General features: G+C 43.3%; 15 protein-coding genes and 1 pseudogene. 2 read left to right on the top strand and 14 right to left on the bottom strand.

All coding sequences use genetic code 11. The features are described 5' to 3' along the window. Positions 1 to 100: 100 nt before the first annotated feature. The 7 genes and pseudogenes from LSG31_RS09595 to LSG31_RS09565 all read right to left on the bottom strand — a co-directional run bounded on the left by LSG31_RS09595 (position 101) and on the right by LSG31_RS09565 (position 7,729). The gene (locus LSG31_RS09595) at positions 101 to 679 is read right to left on the bottom strand and encodes an exo-alpha-sialidase (RefSeq protein ID WP_347439049.1); all 579 of its coding nucleotides are present in this window, start codon (positions 677 to 679) and stop codon (positions 101 to 103) included. A gap of 138 nt (positions 680 to 817) precedes the next feature. Continuing rightward, complete coding sequence (locus tag LSG31_RS09590; RefSeq protein WP_347439048.1) at positions 818 to 1,651, bottom strand: carbohydrate ABC transporter permease; 834 nt, start codon at positions 1,649 to 1,651, stop codon at positions 818 to 820. Then, positions 1,648 to 2,517, bottom strand: a complete 870-nt coding sequence (locus LSG31_RS09585; protein WP_347439047.1) for a carbohydrate ABC transporter permease — start codon at positions 2,515 to 2,517, stop codon at positions 1,648 to 1,650. Before LSG31_RS09585 ends, LSG31_RS09590 begins: the two co-directional genes overlap by 4 nt. Before the next feature lie 290 nt (positions 2,518 to 2,807). Beyond that, positions 2,808 to 4,118 (bottom strand): ABC transporter substrate-binding protein, encoded by a 1,311-nt coding sequence (locus LSG31_RS09580; protein WP_347439046.1) that lies wholly within the window; start codon positions 4,116 to 4,118, stop codon positions 2,808 to 2,810. A 533-nt stretch (positions 4,119 to 4,651) separates the two neighbouring features. After that, complete coding sequence (locus LSG31_RS09575) at positions 4,652 to 5,338, bottom strand: GntR family transcriptional regulator (RefSeq protein WP_347439045.1); 687 nt, start codon at positions 5,336 to 5,338, stop codon at positions 4,652 to 4,654. Between the two features lie 286 nt (positions 5,339 to 5,624). Beyond that, positions 5,625 to 6,047: pseudogene (locus LSG31_RS09570) on the bottom strand (family 1 glycosylhydrolase); the annotation flags it as partial. A gap of 29 nt (positions 6,048 to 6,076) precedes the next feature. Continuing rightward, a complete protein-coding gene (locus LSG31_RS09565; RefSeq protein WP_347439479.1) occupies positions 6,077 to 7,729 on the bottom strand; it encodes a PucR family transcriptional regulator in 1,653 nt (550 codons plus the stop codon). Between the two features lie 188 nt (positions 7,730 to 7,917). Between LSG31_RS09565 and allC the strand changes: the two genes are divergently transcribed. Then, a complete protein-coding gene (allC, locus tag LSG31_RS09560) occupies positions 7,918 to 9,183 on the top strand; it encodes an allantoate deiminase (RefSeq protein ID WP_347439044.1) in 1,266 nt (421 codons plus the stop codon). 5 nt (positions 9,184 to 9,188) lie between these two features. Continuing rightward, positions 9,189 to 10,421 (top strand): pyridoxal-phosphate-dependent aminotransferase family protein, encoded by a 1,233-nt coding sequence (locus LSG31_RS09555; protein WP_347439043.1) that lies wholly within the window; start codon positions 9,189 to 9,191, stop codon positions 10,419 to 10,421. An 82-nt stretch (positions 10,422 to 10,503) separates the two neighbouring features. On the opposite strand, the gene LSG31_RS09550 is transcribed toward LSG31_RS09555, so the two are convergent. From LSG31_RS09550 to fdrA, 7 genes are all read right to left on the bottom strand, one after another. After that, complete coding sequence (locus LSG31_RS09550; RefSeq protein WP_347439042.1) at positions 10,504 to 11,868, bottom strand: allantoinase; 1,365 nt, start codon at positions 11,866 to 11,868, stop codon at positions 10,504 to 10,506. 107 nt (positions 11,869 to 11,975) lie between these two features. Continuing rightward, on the bottom strand, positions 11,976 to 13,340 hold the full coding sequence (allB, locus tag LSG31_RS09545) for an allantoinase AllB (RefSeq protein WP_347439041.1): 1,365 nt from the start codon (positions 13,338 to 13,340) through the stop codon (positions 11,976 to 11,978). 33 nt (positions 13,341 to 13,373) lie between these two features. Beyond that, positions 13,374 to 14,768, bottom strand: coding sequence for an NCS1 family transporter (locus LSG31_RS09540; protein WP_347439040.1), 1,395 nt, complete (start codon positions 14,766 to 14,768; stop codon positions 13,374 to 13,376). A 280-nt stretch (positions 14,769 to 15,048) separates the two neighbouring features. After that, positions 15,049 to 16,047 carry a carbamate kinase gene (gene arcC, locus LSG31_RS09535; RefSeq protein WP_347439039.1) on the bottom strand — a complete coding sequence of 333 codons (999 nt, stop codon included), beginning with the start codon at positions 16,045 to 16,047 and terminating at the stop codon, positions 15,049 to 15,051. Further along, positions 16,044 to 16,970 (bottom strand): oxamate carbamoyltransferase subunit AllH family protein, encoded by a 927-nt coding sequence (locus tag LSG31_RS09530; protein WP_347439038.1) that lies wholly within the window; start codon positions 16,968 to 16,970, stop codon positions 16,044 to 16,046. The genes arcC and LSG31_RS09530 overlap by 4 nt, the downstream gene beginning before the upstream one ends. 12 nt (positions 16,971 to 16,982) lie before the next feature. After that, positions 16,983 to 18,242: a YlbE family protein gene (locus tag LSG31_RS09525; protein WP_347439037.1), complete on the bottom strand. Its 1,260-nt coding sequence runs from the start codon at positions 18,240 to 18,242 to the stop codon at positions 16,983 to 16,985. A gap of 16 nt (positions 18,243 to 18,258) precedes the next feature. Then, positions 18,259 to 19,989: an acyl-CoA synthetase FdrA gene (fdrA, locus tag LSG31_RS09520; protein WP_347439036.1), complete on the bottom strand. Its 1,731-nt coding sequence runs from the start codon at positions 19,987 to 19,989 to the stop codon at positions 18,259 to 18,261. Positions 19,990 to 19,999: the final 10 nt, after the last annotated feature.

The following is a 19,999-nucleotide window of genomic DNA, read 5'->3' as shown; positions in this document are numbered from 1 at the left end:
CTAATAGTCCTCTAAAGCTGGTTGATCAGCTAAACATCATATATGATGTATATATGGTAATTTTAATTTTTTAATAGTACACAAAAATCATTCTCACAAACTATCGCCAAACCAATTCACAGATATGTTGATACATTATGTTTTTTCGATTGTACGTGTAGGTAATATGAATGTCATCTTCATCACTGATTATAGCCGGATAAGAAAACTCTCCTTCCTGTGTCTCCAAATGATAAGGCTCTGTCCAGTTCAACCCATTGTCAGAAGAATAGCTTATTGAAATCGGTGTTCTAGAAGACCAATTACCTGTTATAGGATTGTATACAAGCGCCAATCGTCCGTTTTTCAACTTTACAACATCAATGCCACTATTGTTATTTGGCAAATCAGTAGGATATGCCATACACCAAGTCTGTCCATAATCCTTGGAGTCGCTTCGAAATATCTTGCCCCTTGTACTTCTTAGCAGCATGTGGATGTGCCCAGGTAATGACTCCCACAATGTCGGTTGGATGATTCCGTCCCATTCGAATATCTTTGTTAAATTATTTTCCCAGAGTGTTTCTTCAGTTAGACCCTGCCAAATTTGTCCGTTCTGTAAACGATTCAGTAACAATTGTAGAAGCATGACAATGATTGAAATAATCGTGATTTTGTTTAATAATAAATTCTTTTTCAATTGTCCTCATACTTTTCCGCCTCCTTGCAGGGGCCCAACCAATGTACATGAGTCGATACCAAGGAATAGAACCGGAGTATGAACCGTAAATGTAAATGACTCCGATTAAACAAAGCAATTGACTTAGATGGCAGATTATTAACCCTTAATCCCTGCAGAAGATATCCCGCGAACAAAGAATCTCTGTAATGCAAAAAATATTATAATACTGGGTGCAGTTGCCATTAACGCCCCCGCCAAGGTTATACCATATTGTGGAGCAGAACCATTCGAACCACTAGACGCACCCATAAACTGTGCGATTCCAACAGGAAGTGTCTTGACCGCATCTGAATTCGTTACGATTAATGGCCATAAGAAGTTATTCCAACTAAATACAAACGTTATAATCGCGACAGTGGAAAGGATAGGTTTCGATATTGGGAGTATAATTTGAATCCACATCCGAAAGAAACCACATCCATCTATCTTTGCTGCCTCTTCAAGCTCAACAGGTATTTGTCGGAAAAACTGTGTAAGTAAATAAACGCCTGTCACGTGAGCTAATGTCGGAAAGATCAGAGACATATAGGTATCGGTCAGATGTACTTTAGAAAACAACAGAAAGAGAGGAATAATATCCACCTGAGTTGGCACCAATAACATAGATACTATGACCACCATCAATATCTTTTGACCGGCAAAGTGTAAACGTGCCAGTGCATATGCCGCAAGGGAATCGATAATAATTACACCGATAGTTGACAAACTCGCTACTACGAAACTATTCAAGATCCACCTCATGAAAGCAAACTTGTGTAGTACCTCAGAAAAATTCACCATTGTAATCGATCGTGGAATCCATTCAGGAGGATAGCTCATAATGCTACTCTCAGGTTTAAATGCTGAAACTAGTGTCCACAGAAGTGGTAATAAAAATAGAATTCCAGAAAGATATGCGGCCACAAAAGAAATCCATTGCACTTTTTTCATCGAATTGCCTTCCTTTCGCGAGTAACATACATTTGGAGCAATCCAATTATAGCTAGGAAAAGGAAAATTACGACTCCAATTGCCGCTCCATATCCTAAGTTGTAATTTTGAAACGCTTGCACGTAAAGGTACTGGACGATCGTCATTGTCGAGTTGTCTGGACCACCGCCAGTCATCACATATACTTGATCAAAAACTTGAATACAGCTAATCAACGTAAGCATAATCACCACAAATATGCTAGGTTTTAATAATGGGATGGTAATTCGAATAAATTTGTTAAATGAATTAGCGCCATCTATTGTCGCTGCTTCATATATTTCAGCTGGAATCTCTTGAAGTCCCGCAAGGAAAATTATCATATTATAGCCAACTAACCACCAAAAAGTGGTAATTGAAATAGCAATCATCGCCCATCGAGGGTCAGTTAACCATGGAATAGGTTTAATGCCAAAAACTCCAAGATAATAATTAAGCAATCCAAAATGCGTATCATACAACCAGTTCCAAATAACACCCACAACTGTTGACATTACGATATATGGAGTGAAAATTGCTGTGCGAGCAATACCTTTTCCCGGAATCGGCTGATTTAGTAAAACTGCTAAGAGTAATCCACCAACAATTAGAGCAGGAGCCGTCAGTACAAGAAAATACAAAGTATTACGTACGGATGTCCAAAACAATAGATCCCTAAGCAACGCATAAAAGTTTTTAAGTCCTACAAAATGAGGATTTCCAACAAGATTCCAGGACGATAAACTAGCTAATAATCCCGCTAGTGCAGGTCCAAGCTTAAAAAGAAAAAACATTACTAAAAAAGGTAACAAAAATACTAACCCTATTTTCCATTGACCTTTGTTCATAAGTATTCTCCTCGGAAGTTTATTGCAATGTATACAAACGAAAAGATTACAAACACTTTAACATTGCAATAAACTACATTGGCGTTTTTCACAAATTCCTTCCCCAACTTTTAAGTCCTGGTCCTTCTTCTACCTTGGTTCAAAAAAAGTTGTTAAACGTGTGGAAGAAGGAAGCAAGGCAACTTGGTAGAAAAACGCCAACGTCAAAAATTGTGATTTTGGAAACTATATTGTATACTTTTTAAAATTAAATCCTTTTCATTTCATACTAAAAATTATTCAAACTGTTCTCACGGAGTAGAAATTAAAGATTGAATTGACTGTTTCAAAGCTTTATCAATTTCGTCAGGATTCTTATTTGATAAAAATGCACTTTGTGCTGCCTCCAAAATCGGGCTTGGGGCCTTTGCAGAAAAAACTTGCGCTTCCTGTTTAATAGCCGGCAACATTTTTTCATATGGCAACATACTCACAAATGCCGCACGGCCCGGCAGTGATTTCACTTTGTCTTGTACAGTCTTTAAGACAGGTATATTGCCAGAATTTGCCCATTCAGATGCATGGCCCTCGATCCAAGTAGCAACAGTAAGAGCAGCCTCTTCACGTGATTTATCTTTCTGTTTTGGAATCGTCAGCACATGTCCACTTCCCCATACTGCCTTGGTGTCGAAGACCTGAGGGAACGGTGCAGTCCCAAAATTTAACCCTGAATCTTGATAATCCGGAAGATTCCATGCTCCGTCGATCACCATAGCAACCTGTTTCTTTTGGAAATCATTGAGAGGGGATGACTCACCCGTAGGAACCACATGATATTTATAGATTAAATCCTCTAAAAAACTCCAGGCAGAATTCCCTTTATTTTGATTAAATATCACATTTTTCCCCTGTGAATCCAACAGATGATCTCCTTCTTGCGATAATAAGCCATACCACATATAGAACCCAAGATGATTCATTGGCATTCCTAACCCGTATGTTTTGATATGACTGGAATCAAAACCAGCTTGGTTAGGATGCTTACCATGGTCGTCCACAGTCAATTTTATAGCATCTTGAATCAGTTCATTTCCAGTCGATGGAGGGGTCGAGATACCAGCTTTTTGTAACATATCCTTATTGTAAATAAGACCTTGCATATGCATATCAAGAGGAAGAGCCCACTGTTTACCATTCCAGAATGTATTTTTCCAAGCATTTGTTACAAAATCTTTTTCTTTATATTTCGATCCTTTAAAGATATTGGAGTCTAAAACACCCATTGATGCAAATTCAGCTATCTCAGGTGCGTGCATACCTAGTAAATCAGGAGGACTTCCAGCTTTCACTTGGGTTAAAAATTTACTAAATAACGGTGTCCATTGTTGTAGAGTAAGATTTACATGAATATTTTTGTGGGTCTGGTTAAACTCATTTATCATTTTTTTCATGATGGCACCGTCTCCTCCGGTCCATCCCCCATAAAACGATAACTGGATAGGCTCATTACTGGAAGGAGATTTATTACTTGATGTTGCGGCACTACCCGATGCTTGCCCACATCCTGTAACTAAACCACTCATAACTAAAGCACTCAACCCTATTGCCCATGATTTTTTCACAACTTATCCTCCCCTAATTTATTTGTCAACACCAATTCATTCTTTCCTCCCAAAACAGCTGATCGTATCTCGGGATGTAATCGCTTTCTAGATCGACGTTGCAACAAGATACGATTCACTTCTATTATTAGTTCGGAAGTCTGCCTTACATTTTTCTTGTCTATTAATGATGTAACCCCCTTAAGTAAGAAATGATGTACTCCCCTTAAGTAAGATTGGATAAATATTGCCCTATTTTTAACCATCCCCCTTTATGTTTTAGGGTAAACGTTACAAAATAATTGAATTTCATCCAATTTTCAAACCTGAAACTTATATGTTGTATACAACATATAATATATATTACACTAGCAAAATTTTCTGGTCAATATGCTTTATCTTACGTTCTACGCGAAGAGATTACGTCGTCTTTCCGCCAACTGATCAAAGTCTTAATGCCGCCCAACTGTGTGCCTTGGAGACTACATCCAAACAAGAAAAATTTTTAGACAAGGTATTTCAGGAAGAACTGACATATATTACAAACATTTGTGCTAGATAGTTCCACCGTTTTTCTGTATTTTATCTATCAACTTTTCTTTAGAATCATCTAAATGAACTTTAATAAGATATTTTAGACGGGTTATTTCTCCCTCCTTTAAAGCGTCAACAATAGAAGAATGCTGTTCAATGGCTGTGAGAACCATATCCTTGGAAATAAGCGAAGATTCCATTGCTAAAAAACGGTACTCCATAACCTTTTGATAAATATCTATATTATTCTTATTTTTCCCAAGCTTAATAAATTCAATGTGAAATTTCAGGTTATAATCGGCATCAAGAAAAGAGTTTAATGAAGGTGTTTCGATTAATTTAGAGGTTTGTTCTAATATATCTTCCATTTTTCTTATCGCTTCATTCAATTCATGCTTAGATAAAGTATGCAATTTATCAACAACCCAAAATTCGAGCATAAGACGTGTATCCATTATATCGATAACATCATTTACATCTATAGCACGAACAAAAGTTCCAACCTTAGAAATAGTTCTTATCAATCCTTCCGTTTCTAAACGATTCAAGGCGTCGCGAATGGGCGTTCTACTTACCCCCAGCTGTTCTGCTAACTCCTGAATAGACAACTTTTGATTCGGATTAAATCCCCGACGAATTATCTTATCTTTTAAGACATTATATGTTTTATCCCATAAATTCGAATTATCTATTTTTGGCAAATCCAATTCAAATATCCCCTTTCATTTCGTATTCGCAATACAATATTCAAAGTTAAATTATATCGGTATGATAAATGTTGTATATATGATATTTTAAGTATATTTCACATTTATATTTCTGTCAAAGCAAATTCCCCCAAGCCACACATACAATTCGTTCAGTCTTGACTCATTTCTTAATAAAAGCATTACCTTTTTAAATTCATAGGATGTTTTCTGTTGACAAACCATTTATTGCTTGAATTAACACATATAAATGATAGCAGCAATTTAGAATAGTATTCCATCGACTTTACAGTTTTTCCCCATTTGTTGCAATTAATCTTTATACCAGAAGAATGACTTTTTCCTCTTACGTTCTAATGTGCCGCTGCCATCGTCATGTTTATCAACATAAATATAACCGTAGCGTTTCAAGAACTCCCCCTGAAGTAGCACTAACCAAGTCAATGCATACCCAGCTTGTATAGCCCATGAATTCAACACCATCTTCAATTACTTCACCCATTGCTTTGATGTGTTCACGAAGATAGTCAATGCGATAGTCATCATGAATCGAACCGTCTTTCTCTACTTCGTCATAGGCGACTAACCCATTTTCTACAACGAATAAAGGTACCTGATAACGGTCATAAAGTTTATTTAAGCTGATTCGCAATCCTGTCGGGTCAATTTCCCAGCCCCAATCAATGGCTTTTAGAAACGGATTTTTCACCAGTATTCATCAATATAAAACATCCGGAGCTAAAGCAGCGAACCAACAATCAACGCAATTCGAAGCCGCAGTGTTTCATTCGGATCTCTCAGACTTCTGCCAAGGATTTCCTCGCACTTGTTCAGCCGGTAGGCCACCGTATTACGGTGGATATAAAGCTGTTTTGCCGTTTCCGCAATTTGGCAGTGATTTTCCAAATATACGGCCAATGTTTGAATTAGATCCAATTTCTCTCGATCCGTGGAGTCGGCTAACTCCTTTAAGGTATTATTATAAAACTGCTTCAGATTTTTGTATGGAATCATTCGCAACATTTCAGTTAGTTCCTTGACCCGATAGGTCTGAATAAACCTGCTTTTCTTCGATTGATATCCGGATCGCAGAGCTTCTGTTGCTTTTTGAAAACAGTTGGGGATATCCGGCAATTGTTCCGCATAGTTCCCGATCCCAAAGGACACGCTTGCCTGGAGCGACTCGTAGATTTCGTCCTGAATCATTCTTATCAAGCCTACGACTTCTTGTTCCGTATCTTCATTGAATGTCGTAAATGGGAGCAACATAACGAAAAAATCGCCCTTTGTAAATAAAATATATTGCTCAACTCTGCGTGACATTGTATCTTCAAGCAACTCATAAATCCTGTCTTTAAATCTTCGAATCCGTTCCTCTCTGTGTACAAACTTCTTGCTGTACAGCTTGGAACTGTCATCAATTTTGGCAATCACACAAATATAGGGCTGCATCTTTTGAAGGCCGTAATGTCTGCCCCGGTTAATGATCTCTTCTTCGGAAGAAATATCTCCATCCAAAAAATCCGCAAAAAACTCATTCTTAATCCGTCTGGAATGTTCCTCCAAAGCATGCTGCTTCATAAAATCAAAGCCGATCACGTTCGCTGCCTGTTCGACAGCCAGAACCGAAAACGGATCTTGGCCGATTATGCTGAGTACCACCAGAAATCCCTGCTGTTCCTGATAAATTTCGAACGGAAACAGAGTTACAGCTTGCCGGAAATGCTCTTCTGTTGAGTATAAGGAAAAACTGAGCAATCCATCCATCTGTTTGGGCAAATATTTGATCGATTGTTTAATACGGTTATACATGTTTTCCTTGTCGATAGACGAAGGATGGTGATTGGGATAGGATTGGGCTAACAGATTCAACCGGTGGTTCAGCAAGAGTACAGGCTTCTTCATAAGCATAGACAGGCTTTCGATAATGCTCCCGGTTCCTTTCCCTTCCATGATGAGATTGGTGAATTTTTTATGGGTTTCCAGAGCATATCTGAGCTCATCCGTTCTTTTTTCCAATATACAGCTAAGGATATTAGTCGATATTTCGCCCAGTACGGCATCGACCGGGATTTCAATAATCGGAAAAGCCAGTTCATCGGCTACTTCAAGGACCGATTCGGGAATTTCGGATAAAAATCGTTTTGTTTTAATCCCCAATCCTGCGCATCCTTTTTCGGCCATTTGCTTCACCAGCTCCACAAGTTCATGAGGCGCTTCCTTCATGGCAAAGGCTGTAGTTAAAAGGAGCTCATGCGGTTTCAAAAAATGAATGATGTCAGGAGCATCCATCATGTTGACACTTTCCACTTCTCTTGTCATCCCGAGCTCTCCTGCAGCAATTTTAGCATTTTTAAGCAGAGTCACCCTCATGACATCCGCCATTTTCATCTGAATCACCTATCTCCACCATTGTTTATATCACACTATAAAATAGACAATTTTTATTCAAATTATACAATGACTCAGTGAATTGAATCTACTAAAATAAAGTTATTCTTTATCAAATGCGTCATTTGTAATTTGAACTCAGCCTTACCTTTATCTATGGGTAAGATCTAAGACGGGAGGAATTCAGATTGAGTCAGCACAGCACATTAGCCCCCCTTCCAGATCTGGCGAAGCGGACCGAGAAAATGATCCGGTGGTTAGCTTCCTTTGGAGCGAATCCGAACGGCGGAGTAACCCGCCTTTTATATACACCTTCTTGGTTGGAAGCACAGTCTGCATTAGCACAGAAAATGGAAGAAATCGGACTGCATGTTTTTTTCGATGATGTTGGGAATTTATACGGAAGATTGGAAGCAAACCAGCAAAGTTCAGGTTCCATTCTGACAGGCTCCCATGTTGATACCGTCAAAAACGGCGGAAAATATGACGGTGCCTATGGAATTATTGCCGGGTTGATTGCTCTGCAATATCTGAAAGATACCTATGGTCCTCCCCGGAAGCACCTCGAAGTCGTCTCCCTGTGCGAAGAAGAAGGCAGCCGGTTCCCTTATACATACTGGGGTTCAGGCAGTATTACCGGCACAGCGTCCTACAGTCAAATTCAAAACTTGAAAGATGCACAGGACATCGGATTCGAGAAAGCCATGCTGGATGCGGGTTTTGGAAACGGCTCCCATAAACCTGCAAATCGGGACGATGTTTTGGCATTTATTGAACTGCACATCGAACAGGGTGCCATCCTGGAGCATGAGCAGAAAAGCATTGGAATTGTCGAGCAAATTGTCGGACAAAAGCGATACACCGTCGTATTGACAGGAGAAGCAAACCATGCGGGCACCACACCTATGGCCTTAAGAAAAGATGCCTTAAGAGGTGCAAGCCAGATGGTGCAATATTTGATGGATTCTACTGACCGGACAGGTGCCCCTCTCGTTGCGACTGTGGGCAAATTTTCGATTGAGCCGAATATACCGAATGTGATTCCCAACAAAGTCACTTTCTCCGTGGATGTAAGACATCCAAGCGGTACAATTCTAGATCAGTTCTCCGAACAATTTGAACAGGAATTTCGCAACATCGCCAAAGAGCGGGATTTGTCCATTGTCATTGACAAATGGATGGACGCCCGTCCGGTTGAAATGGATATACAGTTGACCAATCAAGCGGAAAGTATTTGCCAAAATCTTGGTATTCCCCATAAACGGATGGCCAGCGGAGCAGGTCATGATTCACAAGTATTTGCCCCTTTTTGCCCGACTTCACTCATTTTCGTGCCGAGCCACCGGGGAATCAGTCATTCGCCTTTGGAACATACCTCCATTAACGATTTGGAAACTGGCATTAAAGTACTCATTGAATTGCTTTATCAATTAGGCTATGAAACGGAGGAATAATAAAAATGTACAAGGATCTCAATACTTCGCTGCGAACCATTATGACACCAGGTCCTGTCGAAGCCGAACCGCGGGTGTTGCGCGCCTTGAGCACTCCCATCCTGGGACAATTTGACCCGGAGTTCACGAACATCATGAATGAAACCATGGAGATGCTCCGGAAGCTCTTCCAGACGGAGAATCACTGGGCATTCCCGGTTGACGGCACCTCACGGGCAGGTATTGAAGCTGTTCTTTGCAGCATCATCGAACCTGGGGACCGGGTTCTGATCCCGATCTACGGACGTTTCGGGCATCTTCTTACGGAAATAGCTGAACGTTACGGAGCGGATGTTGTCAACATCGAGACCACTTGGGGACAGGTGTTTGATCCCGCTGAAGTGATTCTGGAAATAAAAAAAGTAAAACCGAAGATTGTGGCTATGGTACATGGGGAAACTTCCACCGGATGTATGCAGCCTTTACAGGAAATCGGGGAAGCTTGTCGGGAAATGGACGTTCTGTTTGTTGTCGATGCGGTTGCATCCATCGGCGGAACTGAAGTGAAGGTGGATGAATGGAAAATTGATGCTGCCATCGGCGGAACACAAAAATGTTTATCCGTCCCTTCCGGTATGGCGCCGATTACTTTCAACTCCAGAGTGGAAGCGGTCCTGCTGCAAAGAAAGAAAATCGAAAGAGGATTAACGGATCCGAATACGCAACAGCAAACACAAAACCGGACGATTCGCAGCAATTATTTTGACCTCAGCCAGTTAATGGACTATTGGAGCCCGGCCCGCTTGAATCACCACACTGAAGCTACCTCCATGCTGTACGCTCTGCGCGAGGGATTACGAATTGTTCTGGAAGAAGGGCTGGAGGCCAGAATTGCCCGGCATCAACTGCATGAACAAGCTCTCGTCCAGGGTATCCGAGCTATGGGCCTGGATCTGTATGGGGATCCAAGCTGCAAACTGCCGGTAGTCACCTGCGTTTCCATACCGGATGGCATTGATGGAGAATCTGTCCGTTCTATGTTGCTGAATGATTTTCACATTGAAATTGCAAGCTCCTTCGGACCGCTAAAAGGGAAAATCTGGAGGATAGGGACAATGGGCTATAGCTGCCGAAAGAAAAACATCCTTCACGTATTGGGCGCACTCGAGGCTGCCCTCATCAGGCACGGCGCAAAAATAAACGCCGGTCAAGCGGTTCAAGCCGCACTTGATGTGTATCATAACGAAGAACATGAGTAATAAATCAGCCCTTACCAAGAGTGTTTGGTAAGGGCTGATTTAGCTAAGGGTGTTTAGTGAAAGAAGACATGTAGCATAACACCTATACCATCTGGCCAAAAAAGTTGTTGTCGATCCCTTCTCCCTTTTGAAAAACAACTCTTCCGTGAAGAATTGTAAACATAACCATCCCCCGGAACGTCTTCCCTATATACGGACTCTGTCGATGCCGATAGAAAAGATCCGTTTCCTTCAGGACAAAGGAAGATTGCAAATCGACCAACGCCAGATCAGCATCACTTCCAACGGCAATCGTACCTTTCCGCGGATACAGACCAAACCGTTTGGCCGGATTGGCCGCAGTTACTCGTGCAATGACTTCCAAAGGAAGGTTGCGCCGCCAATACCCTTCCTCAAGCATCACGTTCAATGTCGTCTGCGCTCCCGAGATACCGCCCCACAAACTGAAAAAATCATCATTATCTGAAGCCACTTTCATAGCAGGAGGAGAGGGGGAATGATCCGAACCGATACTATCGATTTCACCGGATTTCAAAGCTTCCCAAAGCGATTCCACATGCTCCTGTTCCCGCAGAGGCGGTGCGCATTTTGCCACCCCTCCCAGCCGTTCCAGATCCGGGGTGGTGAAAGCCAGGTAATGGGGGCAAGTTTCCACAGTTATATCGACCCCTCTTTGTTTTGCTTCGCTGATCCGTTTCACGACCTCGCCACTGCTTGCATGTACGATATGCAATTTACATCCTGTAATTTCCGCATAGGACGCTGCCCTGCCGACAGCTTCGATTTCCGATAAAACAGGACGCGAAGCCGCATAATCCCGTGCAGTCCGGCGCCCTTGTGCTTTATACCAATCCGCGAGTTGATTTGTAATGACATCGCTTTCGGCATGGAGAGCCAGGATGGAACCAAGCCCGGCAATTTTTTGCATCCCTTTAAATAATGTAGAGTCGTCTACATGAAGGAACTCATCGATGCCGCTATTGGACATAAAACCTTTGAATCCGATGACTCCCAGTTTCTTGAGATGTTCCAGGGAGTCCAGATTTCCCGGAACCAGCCCTCCCCAAAGGCCATAATCAAGAATGGAACTTTGCTCTGCTGCTTGTTTTTTTCGTTCAAAACCTTGTGCTGTTGTAGTTGGAGGACTGCTGTTAAGGGGCATATCAAAGAAAGTTGTCACTCCACCTGCCGCCAAACTTTGGCTGCCTGTGGCCAACCCTTCCCATTCAGTCCGGCCGGGTTCATTGAAATGCACATGAGTATCGATCAAACCCGGAAAAACGTGCAGACCGACAGCATCGATTTCTTTCTTGGCTTTTTTCTCCGTCGAAATAAATCCAATTTTAACGATTCTTTGCTCGTGTACGGCGATGTCTCCTTGAAATATTCCTTCTTCGGTGACAATCTGACCGTTGCGTATGATCAGATCATAACAATCTTCTTTCACGTCAATCCCCCCTATTTTTCGGTACGGATGCGGGTGAGTTTTGACCCCCGAATGTTTACTGATTGCGCTGCATCGCTTTATGCTTCTGACACTTCGTTTTAGCTTTATTATTTATTTGGCAGTAACTGTCCTATTGGCCCTCCCAAAATACCTTCGCGAAGATCGAACACCAAATGTCCACGTACAAATGTTTTCGTGACTCTGCAATTGATTCTACGGTCAATGTACGGGCTATGTTTATGTCGATAGTATAAATGGTCAGCGGATAATTCATAAGACTGATTCGGATCGACAAGGATGATATCGGCATCTTTGGATACAGCGATTTCTCCCTTTGTATTTAGGTTAAATCTGTCTGCGGGCTTCGTTGCGATCATGCGAACAAATTCGGTTACCGGGACATCGCGCTTTTTTACAGCCTCATCAAACATTAAATCGACATTGTTTTGGCAACCGGTAATTCCTCCCCAAACTTCAAACATGTTATTTGTCTCACTATACTTCATTTCAGGAGGACAAGGGGAATGGTCGGATGTTAACATGTCAATCTTCCCTTGCTTTAATGCTTCCCAAAGCTTCTCCTGTTCCATTTCATCCCGTAAAGGAGGAGCGCATTTGGCGGTTGGACCGATTTCTTCGAATTGATTTACTGTCAGTGTAAAATAGTGTGGACATGACTCGAGGGTGACATCTTGTCCATCGTTCCGTGCTTTGATAATTTCTTCTACGGCTGCCGCGCTGCTGATATGGACGAAATGCAATTTGCATCCCGTCTCTTTTGCCAGGAATAGAGCGCGCTTAACGGCTTCTACTTCTGCAAGGATCGGACGGGATTCCACATAATCCGTTGCAGTCAGCTTCCCCTGCTTGATCTTCTCTTCAGCCAAACGGTCTGTAATCTCCGCATTCTCTGCATGAATACATAACAGATGGCCTAGCTCGGCTAATTTTTTCATTCCTGCATAAAGCGTATAGTCGTCCACATTTTTAAAGTCACCGGGTATATCGCTTCCACAAGAGGACATGAAGCATTTATAGGCTACTACTCCACCTTTTGAAAGTTCTTGCAGATTTTCCAGGTTTCCGGGAACTACCCCACCATACAGGGCATAATCAACATAATTTTTTCCTTCTGCCGCATTGATTTTTAACTCCAATGCTTCCCTGGTCGTAGTCGCAGGCAGGGCATTTAAAGGCATGTCTACATACGTGGTTGTCCCACCCGCTGCCAGTGCTTTCGTACCCGTTATAAATCCTTCCCATTCCGTTCGTCCTGGCTCGCAAATATGAACATGCGTATCAATCATCCCTGGCATCACATATTGGCCTGTAGCATCAACGACTTGATCGGCATCAATATTTAAGTTTTCCCCAATGGCAGAGATTTTTCCGTTACGAATGGCAACATCTGCTTTTCTTACTTCATCACGGAACACGACCTGCCCATTTTTAATAATAAGATCATACTTCACTCGTGATACCCCCTCTACCTATTGCTGCTCGCCTTACTCAAATATCGTACCCTTTTTGAATTTTGAATCTTTAAATGCAAACTTCGTTAGCAGAATATAGGCAATACCTGCTACAACAACGCCGATAATCCATGCCAGGTCAACTTTTAGAAAGGCGGCACCGGCGCCGAAAAGCATTGCAAGCACCGCGGCTGGATTAAATCCGGTAAATGGACCGTCTTCCTTGTACAAATCTGCTACATTTACTTTTTGCTTTCTGAATATATAATAATCGATTAATAAAATAGAAACGATTGGTCCTAAAAATGCGGAATATATAAGAATAAATATACCAAGACCCTTTGCCGAGGAATCCTGTACAAGCACCCAGGGGAATGAGCACAATGCAAGCAGACCGGAGATGGTAACAGCAACTTTATATTTCATTTTTGTAAGCAATGTAATAACGTAGGTCGGCGGAATAATATTGGCAACCATGTTTGTTGCAATAGCACCCATAACAATAAATGCTGATACAAAGAATGTAATATACGAGTTATTTACCACTATCGCAAACGCCTTCACGGGATTGGAAATGCCGGTTGCAGATGCCAGCATTGCACCGATGCAAAGTGAGAAGCCGTACGCTATTAAAATAGGCGAAAAGTACAAAAATCCGCGTTTTGAATCGCTAATACCAGATTTAAGCTCTCTTGAATAGTCCGCTGCACTTAAAAAGATCGCCGCATAGTTTCCCATAAACATCATTATGAACGCAAAGAACGGTAACCCCCATGAGCCTTTTGCATGAACCCATTTTTCTGTAATAACAGCGCTATGAGATGTTACAAGAACGCCAAATACATAGAGAAGCGCCAGTATAATAACAATAGACGTAAGTGATTCCACCCATTTAATGGCATGGAATCCATACAGTGAAAGCCCAATTTGTACCAACTGAAGCACTACAAAGCAAATGGCAACATTATCAAAGGCGCCGCCCGTAATAATCTTCGCAATTTCATTTAAAGCCGTGCCGCCAATCCAGCTTTGAAAACCGTACCAAACGATGGCGGGAATACCGCGCAAAAGTGATGATATGACGGAGCCTTTCAGCCCGAAAGACATTCTGAGCTGTACAACATATGGTATTCCCGTTCTGTATCCGAGCCTGTCATTTAAAGAAAAAATAGTTGAAATGATACCAATTGCTATGATTGCTGCGGCAAATGTCTGAATGATGTTTAGCGTCGCGGTTCCCGCCACAATCAAACTAGCTCCAAGCGTCATATTGCCTAAATTAACGCCGTCTCCAATCCACATAGACATATAGGATAGCGGACCAACAGCTCTATCCTCTACGGTTTTTGGATTTAGTGATTCATCTACACCGGTAGCATGTTGGACCTGCATCTCTTTTATAACGTAACTTTCTGAATTTGTAGACATTTTGTGACCCCTCTCTCCATGAATTGTTAAGAACTGGTTTACTTACGGCAGAAGTGAGCACCTTCCTATTTTATGTTAATTTCCTTAACGCTAAGTGTCACCTTATATAACGGATTATAATTGAAATATTGCGTCGTTTCATCAGCTGACTGATACAAAATAAAATTCCTCTTTTGTTAATGTTGCACAAAAGTTGTTCCAATGCAAAACAAGCCATCCATTTCCCTAAAAAAAAGAGTTTCAGAGTGCATTCTCTGAAACCCGTTGAGATTATACAAGATTAAACAATCAGTTTGCCTTTGTTGACATCTGGCTGGTGGTTTGCGGCGAGTCCAGAGTGAACAACCGTTCCGCTTTTCCCCTGCAAAGCAAATGCCGCTTTTTCCAAAGCGCAGATAATTGATTTTCCGCCTGTTTTAGCAAAGGAAATTGCCGCTTCAATCTTCGGTCCCATACTCCCTTTGCTGAACTGCCCCTGTTGGACATATTCCGCCAACTGGCCAACACTGACCGACTGCAGGGCCATTTGGTTCTCTTTGCCGTAGTTGATAAATACATGCTCCACATCCGTTAGAATAACGAACAAGTCAGCGCCTATTTGTTCCGCAAGTTTACACCCGCTGAGATCCTTATCGATGACAGCTTCAACCCCGCGGTAAACACCGTCTCCATCCTTATCCTTTACAACAGGGATTCCGCCACCGCCGCAGGCGATGACGATGTGCCCGTTATCCAGTAATTTCATGATTGAATCCGATTCCAGAATTCGAACCGGCTTTGGGGACGGAACCACTCTCCGCCACCCCCGGTTGGCATCCGGCTTTACGAGCCAATTTTTCTCGATCATCAGTTTCGCCGCTTCTTGTTCTGTATAGAATCCCCCAATCGGTTTACTCGGATCATGAAAAGCAGCATCGTCAATTGAGACTTCCACTCGGGTCACGAGGCTTGCAACAGGGATCTCCAGACCGATTTTTTCCAATTCATTACGCAGCGCCTGCTGGATCATATAGCCGATAAATCCTTGGCTTTCCGCGCTGCATACATCCAAAGACATAGGCGGAATAACATCTTTCGCTTCTTCGTTTTGCCGCAAAATATTCCCCACTTGAGGTCCGTTGCCATGAGTGATTACCAGACGGTATCCCTTCGCAACCAAATCTGCCAAAAATTTGCAGCTTTCAATCACATTCTTCATTTGATTTTCAAAAGTCGCCGCCTGCTTGGGCTGCAGGATTGCATTGCCGCCAAGGGCAGCCAAGACCGTTTTCTTTTTCACTTCATATCCGCTCCCAATATCAAACTAAGACCAGATAATATCCCGATAATTGTATCCATTCCGGAAGTATGACCCACCTTCAATGCTTTCTGCAATGCAAGGTCTACATCATCAAAGCGCTCGAAAAAGATTGCATCACAAAGCTCAAGGATGTGGGAACCGAATTGTTTTCTGGCAGCATAATAAAGGTATTCTTCACTGACCCGGGTGGTGAGCAACCGGCCCGAAGAGAAGATCAACTCTTCCATGCAGGAAATGAACCAATCGGTATCCTTCCGGCCATAGACCAGCGCCACCAAAAAACCAATTAACAGATCATCTCCGCTGGGAGTTAATCCCGGTCCCCGTCCAATAAAAAATCTGAGAATTTCTTGCATTAAATTGTTGTTTCTGCTGACAAACGCAAGTTTTAATTGTTGTATTGATTCCGCAAATGAAGAGCTTGGAGGAAAAGAATCACAGGAGGAATTCCGGGCAAAATTTCCGAAAATCGCCAGGATTGTATCTTCCATGCTTCCTCCGAAACCGTTGCTTCTGTTTTCATCGACCAGCAAGTTGATCAATTTCCCGGTATTCCTTTTGATCCTGTCCAGGTCGAAAGTTGTGACTCTTGGCTTTTGCGCAAAGCGGTTTCCTTCTTTAAATTCCAGGACATGTCCCGACAGACGGAAAGAAAGTTCCTCAGTTAGCGGATTCCAATACACGAAATCTCCAAGAGAAATTGCATGAATCAAAAGCGGCAGTTCCTTTTCGTTTACCAGAACCCCGAACGGAAGCTTTCCGTGCTCTTCGTTTGCCAAATTTACAAGTCTCTCGCCAAATTGCAAATTCACGCTGCTGGCAAATTTGCTGTGAACAATACCTTCCCGCGGAACTTCATTCATGACTGCCATTACGGCGGGATTATAGCCGATTACTTTCATGTCCCGGGCCCCTTATGCCTCAACCCCCATTTTTTCAGCCAAGGCGATCAGAGCTTTTTCAAAGCATTCCAACGGAGCGCGTACCGTTCCCGCGCCGATTTGTCCGATACCCGCTTGCTTATGTGCAATACCGGTATTGATGATTGGGGTAATCCCTGTTTCAAGCACTTTTCTAATGTCAATCCCAACACATGCCCCTTGGAAATTCCAGGTGGGAATCGGCAAATTCGGGTTTGAACCCACACAGATCTCCTTCATTTCCTCGCTTATCGAAAGTGCGTTGTCAAAGCCGCCGGCCCCCAGGAATCGTGTCACGCCAGGCGCGGCAACCATCGCCATCCCGCCAACTCCATAAGCTTCCGTGATTGCGCTGTCCCCAATATCCGGATTCGCATCCTCTTGCGCATACCCTGTAAAGAACAATCCCTGCGGCGTATTAACAGGAGCCGTAAACCATTGGTCCCCCAATCCGCTGACACGGATTCCAAATTCCTTTCCATTCCGGGACATTGCAGTTACAACGCTTCCTTCCTGAATGGTTCGGGCTGCGTCCATAGAAGCTTTACATGCTGCCATCATAACGTTAAGAAAGAATTGATCGGTGTCCGCCAAAAACTTGATCACTTTTTCCAAATCATCAGCTGGAATAGCCGCCCGCAGCAGGTATGGGGTCAGTTCCTTCATCAACAGCATCGAGCCGGCAATATTCCGCTGATGGAACTCGTCACCCATCGTAATAGCTTTGGCGATTATCACATTCAGGTTAATGCCTTCTTGAGTAAACTTCAAAGCTTTGGAGATACTAGGTCCAAGAACATCGCGCATCCATGTCAATCTTTCGATCACCTCGGAATTGTAGGCTCCAAAACGCAAGACTTTGCCAATCCCTTCATTCATCGTGCAATATGCCTTGTTGTCCTCAGTCTTATTGACAACCACCATTACCGGCATATTCCCTGAGGTAATCCCTCCCATCGGACCCACAGCATTCATCTGATGACACGGAATAAACTTCACTCCGCCATTATCCAGCAAATCCTTCGCTTCCGTTTCATCCTTGGCCCAGCCTTCAAAGAGCGCCGCCCCGATACACGCACCCTGCATGGGCCCTGTCATATCTTCCCACACAATCGGCGGCCCGGCATGCAAAAGCACTTTGCCGTTCAGTTCAGGAATGACCAACTTGGCGGGTACAACATCCACCAGGAAGGGTTGAGCCTCCAAAATTTTCGATACTACAGCACGATTTGCCTCATCGATTGATTGAAACATCTGTATCACCCCGTATTTATTTGAGTTTGGCCAATAGACCGGCCAGCTTTTGATTGCCGCCGGCAGCGGGAGCCCAGTCATACTGAACAACCTGCCCGCCATACCTCTGAATCGTGTCTGCAAAGTGGCGCAATCCAATATTGATCACTATAGGCTTGGTCTTCAATAAGTTCTTTACGAAATCTGCCGCGTCAGCCTCTTCGACAGATGAAACGGCCCCGTTGTTGAGATGTTTGGCAACTGCTGCCGCCAAACGCGCAGCACTGGCGTTGCTCTCTTTGACAATTACGCCTGCATGCTCCAATTTTGCAGCTTGTTCTTCATAGATTTGCGGATCTCCAGCCGTTCCGCATACCGATGCGATAAAGATCAGCTTTCTCCCTTCTTCTTCTGCAATCGTGTTAGCTTTTGTAATGGCAGATGCAAGAGACCCCGCCATATCTTCATGTGAGCCATACCCAAGTACTACATCCAGCAAAATCACGGCTACGCCCGGATCTTTGGCCGCCTGAAGAATCATTTCATTACGGAGTCTCGGATCAATCATCGGATGGGGGCGCCCTTGTGTATAGACATCATCTCCCAAATCGATAATTTCGTGACCATCTATTTTGAGCAAAACTCCATCTTTGTGTTCACTTTCGTCAATTCCCCCCAATCCGTTGCGAATCAGCATGGCCGCTTCCGCACCCAGGGTTCCTCCCGAATACAAACCTTTAATGAACCGCTGCACCTGATTCGTTTTCAGAGATTCGAGACCCGCAACCGGCTCTATGCTTTCCGAAACGGGCGATTCATTTACCATACAGCTTGATAATTCTACCGCCTTTCGGGCCGCATCCTCCAAAGTCCAGGCATATACGATGTTATCATGGTTCTGCTTCGGGATTTCCCCGATAAAGACAGCTACTGCCGGTTTGCCTAACATCTTTAAAAAGGAGATCACTTTGTCTCTTACTTTTGCAGCGGGCGGTTTGGAAATCAACACAATCACTTCAGTTTTGCCATCCGCCGCCAATCCTTTTAAAGCTTCAATTGCTGCAGAAGCCCCGATCCGTTCCGAAAGATCCCGACCCCCCGTTCCTATTGCATGACTGACGCCGCTACCCAACCGATCAATAATCGTGGCAACTTCTTGAATACCTGTTCCGGATGCACCCACAATTCCAATGTTTCCGGATTTTATAACATTTGCAAAGGCCAAGGGGATACCACTGACAATGCCGGTTCCACAGTCCGGCCCCATCAGTAAGACCCCTTTTTCCCGCGCTTTCTGTTTCAGTCTGTACTCCTCTTCAAGGCTTATATTGTCACTGAAAATGAATACATTCATTCCTTTTTCGACGGCTTTCTCCGCTTCTTTGGCGGCATAGTGGCCCGGTATCGAAATAAGGGCCAAATTCGCTTCGGGCAGCGTTCGAAGTGCCGATTCCCAAGTCCGCACCGTTGAGAAATTGGCTCCCTGCGTCTTCAAGGCCTGATTTTGCAGAAAAGAATCTACTTCACCAACAGCTCGGGCAATCAACTCCTCATGATCGGTATCAATTACAATACAGATATCGTTTGGATTGGCCCTTTCCACTTCCGGGGTCAACAGCCCTGTATTTTTAAAGATGTCTTTGTTGGCGGGAGTCCCCATCATGATGGAGATCCGGTTGATGCCTTCCATGCCGGACAGCTTGTTCGTCAACAGCATCAGACTTACAGAGTCTTGATAGGAATTTGATTTAATGACTGTGTACAGCATCTTTTTCCTC

It is taken from the genome of Fodinisporobacter ferrooxydans (assembly GCF_022818495.1).
Lineage (GTDB): Bacteria > Bacillota > Bacilli > Tumebacillales > MYW30-H2 > Fodinisporobacter > Fodinisporobacter ferrooxydans.
The sequence above is the reverse complement of the archived record's forward strand: the minus strand, read 5'-3'. Positions and strand labels throughout refer to the sequence as shown.